The organism is Sulfitobacter sp. UBA4523 (genome assembly GCF_002388305.1).
GTDB classification, from domain to species: Bacteria; Pseudomonadota; Alphaproteobacteria; order Rhodobacterales; family Rhodobacteraceae; genus Sulfitobacter; species Sulfitobacter pontiacus.
In genome coordinates this window covers 67,976-77,763 of record NZ_DGMH01000039.1, presented here as the reverse complement: position 1 = coordinate 77,763, position 9,788 = coordinate 67,976, and the positions used below count along the sequence as shown (strand labels likewise).

General features: G+C 61.8%; 10 protein-coding genes. 3 read left to right on the top strand and 7 right to left on the bottom strand.

The genetic code is table 11. From position 1 onward, the window contains the following. The 5 genes from B3849_RS09900 to B3849_RS09880 all read right to left on the bottom strand — a co-directional run. Positions 1 to 1,134: acetyl-CoA C-acyltransferase (locus B3849_RS09900; protein WP_286780060.1), on the bottom strand; the 1,134-nt coding region annotated here is incomplete at its 3' end. 27 nt (positions 1,135 to 1,161) lie between these two features. Then, complete coding sequence (locus tag B3849_RS09895) at positions 1,162 to 2,088, bottom strand: SDR family NAD(P)-dependent oxidoreductase (protein ID WP_009824303.1); 927 nt, start codon at positions 2,086 to 2,088, stop codon at positions 1,162 to 1,164. Between the two features lie 9 nt (positions 2,089 to 2,097). Next, complete coding sequence (locus B3849_RS09890; RefSeq protein WP_009824304.1) at positions 2,098 to 2,919, bottom strand: SDR family oxidoreductase; 822 nt, start codon at positions 2,917 to 2,919, stop codon at positions 2,098 to 2,100. Between the two features lie 3 nt (positions 2,920 to 2,922). Then, positions 2,923 to 4,038, bottom strand: a complete 1,116-nt coding sequence (locus B3849_RS09885; RefSeq protein ID WP_278425717.1) for an acyl-CoA dehydrogenase family protein — start codon at positions 4,036 to 4,038, stop codon at positions 2,923 to 2,925. Between the two features lie 4 nt (positions 4,039 to 4,042). Then, on the bottom strand, positions 4,043 to 5,218 hold the full coding sequence (locus B3849_RS09880) for an acyl-CoA dehydrogenase family protein (protein ID WP_278425718.1): 1,176 nt from the start codon (positions 5,216 to 5,218) through the stop codon (positions 4,043 to 4,045). A gap of 124 nt (positions 5,219 to 5,342) precedes the next feature. On the opposite strand from B3849_RS09880, the gene B3849_RS09875 reads away from it, so the two are divergent. Genes B3849_RS09875 through B3849_RS09865 form a run of 3 tightly spaced genes read left to right on the top strand, consistent with a single transcriptional unit; the run spans position 5,343 to position 7,846 of the window. Further along, positions 5,343 to 6,341 carry an NADPH:quinone oxidoreductase family protein gene (locus B3849_RS09875; RefSeq protein ID WP_278425719.1) on the top strand — a complete coding sequence of 333 codons (999 nt, stop codon included), beginning with the start codon at positions 5,343 to 5,345 and terminating at the stop codon, positions 6,339 to 6,341. An 18-nt stretch (positions 6,342 to 6,359) separates the two neighbouring features. Then, on the top strand, positions 6,360 to 7,364 hold the full coding sequence (locus B3849_RS09870) for an NADP-dependent oxidoreductase (protein WP_278425720.1): 1,005 nt from the start codon (positions 6,360 to 6,362) through the stop codon (positions 7,362 to 7,364). Positions 7,365 to 7,375: 11 nt separating this feature from the next. After that, on the top strand, positions 7,376 to 7,846 hold the full coding sequence (locus B3849_RS09865) for a MaoC family dehydratase (RefSeq protein ID WP_005849103.1): 471 nt from the start codon (positions 7,376 to 7,378) through the stop codon (positions 7,844 to 7,846). A 70-nt stretch (positions 7,847 to 7,916) separates the two neighbouring features. On the opposite strand, the gene B3849_RS09860 is transcribed toward B3849_RS09865, so the two are convergent. Together B3849_RS09860 and B3849_RS09855 are read right to left on the bottom strand one after the other, a co-directional pair. Continuing rightward, positions 7,917 to 8,522 carry a hypothetical protein gene (locus B3849_RS09860; RefSeq protein WP_005849102.1) on the bottom strand — a complete coding sequence of 202 codons (606 nt, stop codon included), beginning with the start codon at positions 8,520 to 8,522 and terminating at the stop codon, positions 7,917 to 7,919. 3 nt (positions 8,523 to 8,525) lie between these two features. Continuing rightward, the coding region (locus tag B3849_RS09855) for a xanthine dehydrogenase family protein molybdopterin-binding subunit (RefSeq protein ID WP_286780059.1) at positions 8,526 to 9,788 on the bottom strand (1,263 nt) is incomplete at its 5' end.

Genomic DNA, 9,788 nt, shown 5'->3' with positions numbered 1-9,788 from the left:
GTATTTGGCACCGCGACGCTTGCCTTCGATCAGCGCGTGACCAACCATGCGCGCGCCGGACATGCCGTAGGGATGACCGATAGAGATCGCGCCGCCGTCCACGTTCAACAGCTCGTCCGGGATGCCCAGTTTGTCGCGCGATGCGATCACCTGACAGGCAAAGGCTTCGTTCAGTTCCCACAGACCGATGTCTTCGATCTTGAGCCCGTGCGCTTCCAGCAGCTTTGGCACGGCATAGATCGGGCCGATACCCATCTCATCGGGCTCGCAGCCTGCGGCCATCACGCCAACGTAGCGACCCAGTGGTTGAAGACCACGACGTTCGGCTTCTTTCGCTTCCATGACCACAGCGGCGGAGGCACCATCGGACAGCTGCGAGGCGTTGCCTGCGGTGATGAACTTGCCTTCGGGCAGGTGGATGCCGTCCTTGAACACGGGCTTCAGACCGGCAAGGCTTTCCGCCGTGGTACCGGGGCGGTTGCCCTCGTCTTTTTCCAAGGTGACTTCGTGCTTGGAAATCTCTTTGGTCTCTTTGTCCTGCACCATCATCGTGGTGGTCATCGCGACGATCTCGTCGTCAAAGCGGCCGGCCTGTTGCGCTTGGTGCGTCAGCTCTTGGCTGCGCGCCGCGTATTCGTCCTGCGCTTCGCGGCTCACGTTATAGCGCTCTGCCACGTTTTCGGCTGTTTCCAGCATGGTCATGTAGATTTCGGGCTTGTTCTGCTTGAGCCATGGGTCGGCGCTGACGCGCATCTCTGGCGTTTGCACCAGGGAGATGCTGTCGACACCGCCGCCGATGACAATGTCCATCCCGTCGGTGATCACTTGTTTGGCCGCGGTGGCGATTGCCATCATGCCGGATGCGCACTGACGGTCCAGCGACATGCCTGCAACGGTCACGGGCAGGCCTGCGCGGATGGCGGCCTGACGCGCGATGTTGCCCGCCTGATGTCCCTGCTGCAGGGCGGAACCGATGACACAGTCAGAGATTTCCGCCCCGTCAAGACCGGCGCGCTTCACGGCGTTCTCGATGGCGTGGGCGGCAAGCGCCTGTGGTGTGGTGGCGTTGAATGCACCGCGATAGGCTTTGCCGATCGGGGTACGGGCGGTGGATACGATTACTGCGTCACGCATGGTGATCTCCCTTTGAAAGTTCGTCTGTTAGCCCCAATCCAGATCAAGACCCTGGGCCTTGGCTGCATTGAGCGCGTATTTCTTCGTTTGACTAAAGGCATCGGTCAGCTCTTGCTGGCCGCCTGCGTCGGTGATTTTGTCGAAAGCGGATGCGACACCTTCAGGGGTATTCTCGTCGCCGGTCAAGGTCACGCCTTCCGTTTCGTAAATACGGGTCTGGGCAAAGCCGCCCGCCCCTGCCCCAAGGATCACACGGCTGGGGCCGTCCTCGCTGACGAGGTACAGCAGGCCGGGGGTGATCGTTTCGGGGGCCAGCAGGGCCTGGGCCTGTTCAGGCAGCAGATCGGCGGTCATCCGCGTGGCCGCTGTGGGGGCCAGCGTGTTGACGCGGATATTGTCGCGCGCGCCTTCCAAATGCAGCACGTTCATCAGCCCCATCATCGCCGCTTTGGCCGCACCGTAGTTGGATTGACCAAAGTTGCCATACAGCCCCGAGGCCGAGGAGGTCAGCACAATGCGCCCGTATTTCTGTTCGCGCATGATCGGCCAGCAGGCGTGGGTCACATTCGCCGACCCGATCAGATGCACGTCGACGACCTTGCGGAAATCCGACATCTCCATCTTGGAAAACGTCTTGTCCCGCAGGATGCCTGCGTTGTTCACCAGTATGTCGATGCGGCCCCAGGCGTCCATGACCTGCGCGACCATATCCTTGACACCGGCCTCGTCCGAGACATCACAGCCATGCGCCATCGCCTCGCCGCCTGCGTCGCGGATTTCCTGCGCGACGGCTTCGGCAGCCGCCGACGAAGACCCTTGCCCGTCGGTTGTCACGCCCAGATCATTGACCATGACGCGTGCGCCGCGCGCCGCGAGGCCAAGCGCATGGCTGCGCCCTAGGCCCGTGCCCGCGCCGGTGACAATAGCGACGCGGTTGTCAAAACGAATATCCATCATCGCCCCTTAGTGCAGTGCTTGTTCAAAGATGTTCGGCCCGCTCATCACATTGATGCCGCCGCTGACGGGGACAATCGCGCCGGTGATATAGGCGCCGCCCTTGCCACAAAGGAACAACATGCAGCCCGCGATATCCGTATCGGTGCCGACGCGGCGCAGGGGGACGTCTTCGCCCACCTTGTTGCGCATATCCTCGTCGTGGGTCGCAAAGGCGGTCATCCGCGACACGAAGGGTCCGGGGGCCAATGCGTTCACGGTGATCGCGTCACCTGCCAGTTCCTTGGCGAGGATCTTGCTCAGGTGGATCACCGCGGCTTTCGAGGCAGAGTAGCTATAGGCGCCATCGCCCATTTCGCGTTCGCCCATCACCGATCCGACGTTCACCACCCGCGCCGGATCGTCGATTGTCGCGTTTGCCTTGAGCAGCGGCAGCAGTTTTTGCGTCAGATCGAACAGACCCGCGACGTTCACGTCCATGACCTTGCCCCAGGCCTTGAACGGGAAATCACCCAAAGGCGCGCCCCAGGTGATGCCCGCGTTGTTCATCAGGATATCAAGGCTCTCGGTGCGGTCCTTCACGGCTGCGACCATTGCATCGACACCTTCCTCGGTGCCGACATCGCCTGCGAACCCCTCGGCAGAGCCAGAGGCCCCGAGCGCATTCAGTTCTTTCGCTACGGCCTCGCAGGCCTCGCCCTTGCGGCTGGCGATCAACACGCGGGCGCCGGCACGCACCAGCGCCTCGGCGGCCATACGGCCAATCCCGGTCGCCCCGCCTGTGACCAGCGCGGTTTTACCCTCTAGCCCGAAAAGTGTTTGAATATCCATGCTTTAGAATCCTCTGTGCTTGGCGACCTGGGCAGCGTGATAGCCGTAGTCCCCGAGCCATTCGGCACCCACACGGGCGCGCTTCATATAAAAACCGATGTCAAAGGCGTCCGTCATGCCGATCCCGCCATGCATCTGCACCCCTTCGATCACCGCCAGCTTGGCGGTCGATGTCGCACGGGCCTTGGCGAGCGACACGGCCATCGTCGCATTGTCGGGGTCTTCGTCCAGCTTGCGCCCTGCGTGCAACACGGCAGAGGCGGTGACTTCCGTCTCGCACCACAGATGCGCGGCGCGGTGTTGCAAGGCCTGGAAGGTGCCGATCAACGTGCCGAACTGCTTGCGTTCTTTCAGGTAGCCCACGGTCATGCCAAAGGCGCCCGCAGCAACGCCCGCCATCTCGGCGGCGAGGGCGGCCTGCCCTGCCTCGATCGCGGGTTTCAGCACGGTCATGGCGTCATCGACCTGACCCAACACATCGTCGCCCGTCGCTTCGACGTTATCAAAATCGATCCGCGCGGAATCGCGTGCGTCGATCATGTTCTGCGCGTTGCGTGTGATGCCTGCGCGGTCTGCGGGAATGTCGAACAGGGTTAGCCCGTTGTCTGTCTTGGCCAGCACCAGCAAACGGTCCGCCAAGGTGCCATCGACGACAAAGGTCTTCTTGCCCGTCAGGCGAAAACCATTGCCTTCCGCCGTGGCGGTCATTGCCGTGGCATCCGGGTTGAACTTCGATGTCTCATCCACCGCCAACGCATAGGTCGCGTCGCCGCTGGCAATCTTGGCCAGCGCGGCCTCGGCGCGCGCATCGCTGACGTGGCGCAGGGCTGTCGCGGCGATTACTGCCGTCGAAAGGAACGGGCTGACGGCCAGCGTCTTGCCCATTTCCTGCGCCAGGATACCCGCAGCGGCATGGCCCATATCAACGCCACCCGCACTTTCAGGGACCAGCACACCGGCCCATCCCATCGCGGCCATCTCTTTCCACATCTTCGCGTCATGGGTCTGCCCGGCATCGCGCAAGTCGCGGAACGCTTTGACGGGGGCGGATTTATCAAGGAAACCGCGCGCCGAGTCGGCCAGCATGGTTTCGTCTTCTGTTAATACTAGTTTTACCATGATCTTACCCCGGAAGCCCAAGCACGCGGCGGGAGATAATGCTCAGCATCACCTCGCTCGTGCCGCCTTCGATTGAATTGGCCTTAGTCCGCAGCCAGTCCGCGGGACGGTTGCCCAAAGGCCCGTCCCATTCCAGCGCATCGCTGCCACCCGCGGCCATCAGCAACTCGTGACGCTGCATGTTCAGCTCTGTGCCCATGTATTTCAGCATCGCCGATGCATCCCCCGCGCCGGTACCGGCCTCGGCCTGATCCTTGTAGCGTTCCAGCGTGAGGCCAATGGCAAGCGCGTCCACCTCGCAGCGCATCGCGTCGGCGCGCAGCACGGTGTCCATCTCTTGCCCCTCGGCCAGAGATTCATTCAGCACAGCCCCAAGCGCGCGACCACCCGACAGGCCCTGCCCCCCGCCCGAGATCATCTCGCGCTCGTGGGTCAGCAGGTATTTCGCCACGTCCCAACCGCGGTTCTCTTCGCCTAAGATCCGGTCCTTGGGCACCTTCACGTTGGTAAAGAACGTCTCGCAGAAGACCGATGCACCGGAGATCAGCTTGATCGGGCGGGTCTCGACGCCTGCGTCTTCCATGTCGATCAGCAGAAAGGAGATACCCTTGTGCTTGGGCGCGTCACGATCCGTACGGATCAGCGCGAAAATCCAGTCGGCTTTATCGGCGTAGGAGGTCCAGATCTTCTGACCGTTTACCAGCCAATGATCGCCCTTGTCCTCGCCTTTGGTCTGGACACTGGCCAGATCCGACCCGGCACCCGGCTCGGAATAGCCCTGACACCAGCGGATTTCACCGCGGGCGATCGGGGGCAAATAATGCAGTTTCTGTTCATGCGTGCCAAAGTGCAGCAAGGCGGGCCCAAGCATCCAGATGCCAAAGCTCTGCAACGGGTTGCGCGCCTCGATCCGGTCCATCTCTTCTTTAAAGATCTTTTCCTGTGCGCGGTTCATCCCCGCCCCGCCGTATTCGACGGGCCATGTGGGCACGGTATAGCCCTTGGACGCGGCGCGCTCCATCCAGACGCGCTGCGCGTCGGATTCGAACTCAAAATTCTTGCCACCCCAGCATATCGATGCTTCACTCGGCTCACCGCCGCGCATTTCGGCCGGGCAGTTTGCCTCCAGCCAATCGCGCAGCTCCGCGCGGAAACCCTCCAGTTCCTGTTCGGACTGCATCTTTTCTCCCCCCTCGTTTTGCGAACTCCAATTCCGCACTGCAAAATTGCATTTCGAAATTCGATTGACAAGACAGTTTCTGAACGCGCCTATTGCTTTGCAAATCTAGAGGAGGAATGACCCGATGAAAGCCATGCTTAGCACTGCCCCCGGCGGCCCCGAAACGCTGGAACTGACAGAGATGCCACAGCCTGAACCGAAGAAAGGTCAGGTGCGTATTCGCATCCGCGCAGCGGGGCTGAACTTCCCTGACACCTTGATTATCAAGGATCTTTACCAGATGAAGCCGCCCCGCCCCTTCGCGCCGGGTGGCGAGGTTTCAGGCGATGTGGACGCCGTGGGAGCGGGCGTTTCCAACGTTGCTGTGGGCGACCGGGTGCTGGCGATGACCGGCTTTGGCGGCTTTGCGACAGACATCATTGTGGACGCGGAACGGGTGCTGAAGATCCCCGATGCGATGCCATATGACGAAGCGTCATGTCTGGTGCTGACCTATGGCACCTCCCATCACGCGCTGAAAAACCGCGCCGAAATCCAGCCCGGCGAATCCTTGCTGATCATGGGCGCTGCGGGCGGTGTTGGCGTGGCTGCGATCGAACTGGCGAAAGCCGCCGGTGCCCGTGTGATCGCTGCCGTATCGTCGGAAGACAAGGCGCAGTTCTGCCGTGATCTGGGCGCGGACGAGACGATCATCTACAGCCGCGACATGGATGACCGTGCGACGCAGAAAGCTTTCTCGGACGAGATCAAGAAGCTGTCGGGCGGTGAGGGTGTCGATGTGGTTTATGACGCCGTGGGCGGTGCCTATGCCGAACCCGCCGTACGCGCGCTGGCGTGGAAAGGCCGCTATCTGGTCGTGGGCTTCCCTGCCGGTATCCCCAAGATCCCCTTGAACCTGACGCTGCTTAAGGGCTCGCAGATCATGGGTGTTTTCTGGGGCGCGCATACGGCCCGTGAACCCAAGGTACATGCCGAAAACATGGCCGATCTGTTCCGTATGTATGCGGGTGGCCAGATCAAGCCGCGCATCTCTGCCCGCTATCCGCTGGAAAAAGCTGCCGACGCTCTCAACCTGATGCAGGACCGTAAGGTGCAGGGCAAAGTGGTGTTGGATGTTCAATAAGCGGATAGGACGTTCAAAATGACCAACACACAGATTGTCATCGCAGAGCTGCCCAGCGATTCGCTGACGCCTGCGCATTTCAAACAGACCACCGCGGATATGCCCGTGGCAGCCGACGGTCAGGTGCTGCTCAAGGTGATCCTGATGTCCATCGATGCGGCCAACCGGTCATGGATGAAAGGCGCGACCTACCGTGCGGCGGTCAACGCCGGTGATGCCATGCCGACCTATGCCATCTGCGAGGTCGTCGCGAGCAACAGCGACCATCTGGCCGTTGGCGATATCGTGGCGTCAGAGGCAACGTGGTCGAACTTTGTCGTCGCCGATGCGCGCAAATGCGAGAAGCTGCCAAAGGTGCCGCAGCTGTCGAACCTGATGTCCGTTTACGGCATCGCGGGCAAAACCGCCTATCACGGGCTGATCTCTGTCGGGCAACCGGTTGCGGGTGAAACCGTGCTGGTGTCGGCCGCCGCAGGGTCGGTCGGCGGCTATGTCGGCCAGATCGCCAAGGCGCTTGGCTGTCGGGTCGTGGGCATCGCGGGCGGGGCGGAGAAATGCAAATGGGTGACGGAGGAATTGGGCTTTGACGCCTGCATCGACTACCGCGCCCCCGGCATGACCAAAGCCCTGCGTGCTGCCTGCCCCGACGGGGTGGATGTCTATTTCGACAACGTCGGCGGCACCGTGCTTGAGGCCGCGTTGTTCGCGATGAACGAAAAGGGTCGCATCGTCTGCTGTGGTGCTGTCAGCCAATATGACACCGAAACCCCCACCGGTCCGCGCAACCTACCCGGTCTTGTCGTGGTCAAACGTCTGCGGATGGAAGGCTTTATCGTGATGGACTGGACCCAGAACGACGCCAAGGCGCTGCGCGCGTTGCAGACCTGGGTCGAGGCGGGGCAGATCAAGGTGACCGAGGACATCGTCGACGGATTGGAAAACGCGCCACAGGCGCTGATCGGCCTACTGGCCGGTGAGAACAAGGGCAAGCGCATGGTGCGTGTTGCCGCGGACCCATCCTGAAGGAGTATCACATGTCTGCATTGAAAGAGGCACTTGCCCATAGTGAAACGCTGATCGGGACCGAGGTCGGGGTCTCTGACTGGATCACGGTGGATCAAGAGATGATCGACCAATTTGCCAAAACCACCCACGACATGCAGTGGATTCACATCGACCCCGAACGCGCCGCTGCGGAAACGCCCTTTGGCGGAACGATTGCGCATGGGTTCCTGACCCTGTCGCTGGCGAGCCGCTTTGCCTATGATTGCTTTAACATGATGCCCGGACAGGTGATGGGCATCAACTATGGCATGAACAAGCTGCGGTTCCTGACTCCGGTCAAGGCGGGATCGCGGCTGCGCGGGCGGTTCACGCTGCAAAAGGTCACGGCGCGCAATGCCACCGATATGCTGCGCGAGAACCTGCTAACGATCGAGATCGAAGGCGTCGAGACACCCGCGATGGTCGCCGAATGGTTGGGGCTGGCGGTTTTCAAAGACTAAGCCCCCACACCAGCGCAAAGACAAAGGGCCGCGCATCCCTGCGCGGCCCTTTGCTATTTCGTCACCTAGGTTACCCCGCGGGGCAGGCGGCACCCGTCTCGATCCAGGCCTTGGTCAGCTCGCCAAAAATCTCCTGACTGCCGGGTGCGGGCTCGCGCCCCTCGCCCGGATGCCACCCCCAGCCGACCAGACCGTCTTCGGCGTTGTGCTCGTGCAGCTCTTCCAGCGTCTTACCGCCATTGCGTTCCTCGTCCTTGATCTGGGCACAGATTTCGGCAGCGGATTTGCCGATCCAGCCCATTTCAATCGGGGCCAGTTGCCAAGGCGTATGCCCCGGGATCGATCCGCCCCCCGCGGCAAAGGTAAAGTTCTGTTCGCCATGACAGGTGTTGCAGCGCATACCAGGCGCGCCAAAGTCCGCCTCTCCGCGTACCACGGGGGGTTCGTGCATCTGCATATCCATCCCTTGGCGTGGAGAGTTATCGACGGGGTGGCAATTCAGGCAACGTGGATGCCCGATCACCACCATCATCTCCTCGAAAAGCGCGGTGGAGCGTTCTGCCTCCCCCTCGATCGCGTCAAATTCGTCAACCGTGCGCAGACCGTTGACGGTCTCTGCCATGACAGGGCCTGCCATCAGCGCAGTGATGGCCATGATGTTCAGCGTATTTTTCATGACTTACACTCCTACAGATTTGGTAAAGGGCAGTTTGGTGACAGCTTGCCCCGTCAGGGCACGCCACGCGTTTGCAACGGCCGGACCGACAGGCGGCAAGCCCGGCTCGCCGATACCGGTGGGGTCATTATCGCTTTGGACGATAGCGACCTCTACCTGGGGCATCTCGTTGATGCGCAGCATGCGGTAGGTGTCAAAGTTGCGTTCCATGATGGTACCGCCTTCGCCAAGGGTGACCTCGTCGAACAGCACCGATCCCAGACCATAGCCCGCCCCGCCTTCGATCTGGGCGCGGATGACATTGGGGTTCACGGCGACGCCACAGTCAACGGCGCACCAGATTTTGTGCACCTTGGGAAAGCCGCCCTGATCCGAGACTTCGACGATCTGGGCCACATAGGTGTTAAAGCTTTCGTGCACAGCAACGCCGTAGGCACGATCCCCCTTCACCTTGGTGCCGTCCCAACCCGCCAGCGCGGCCACTTTCTCCAACACGCCACGGTCGCGACCGGCGTCGCCTTTCATCAGATCCAGACGCCCCTGAACGGGGTCTTTGCCCCCTGCTTCAAGCAGTTGATCCAGAAACACCTCGGTCGCGTAACCGGTATGCGAATGGCCGACCGACCGCCACCAGAGCACGGAGACGGGGCTGTCCTGCCGGACCCAATCCACCTTCAGCGCGGGCAGGTCGTAGGGCATCTTGGTGGCCCCCTCGTAGGACGTGGGGTCCATGCCGTCTTTCATCATGCCTTCCATCGGACCACCGGCCATGATGGATTGGTTCACCACCACGTCATGCCACCCGACGATATTGCCGTCCGCGTCCAGACCGCCCTTCATCTTATGCACGGTCAGCGGGCGATAATAGCCGCCGATCATGTCGTCCTCGCGCGTCCAAAGCAGCTTCCAGGACCCGTTCCCGCCCGCGGCTTTCGCGATCTCGGCGACTTCGGCGGCGACATGGGCCGTGGGCTGCGCGCGGCGGCCAAAGCTGCCGCCCGCGAACATCACGTTGATCTGCACATCCGATGGATCGACCCCCAAGGTAGCGGCCAGCGTCGGCTTGTCGAGCGACGGGAATTGCGAACCCATCCAAAGCTCCGCCTTGCCATCCGTGACCTCGAGCACAGCGTCAAGCGGTTCAAGCGCGGCATGGGCAAGATAGGGAAAGTGGAACTCTGCCTCGATCACCTGCGCGGCCCCGTCGATCCCCGCCATGGCATCGCCAACCTCTTCCGCGGCGCGACCGCCTTCGGCAGCGGCGCG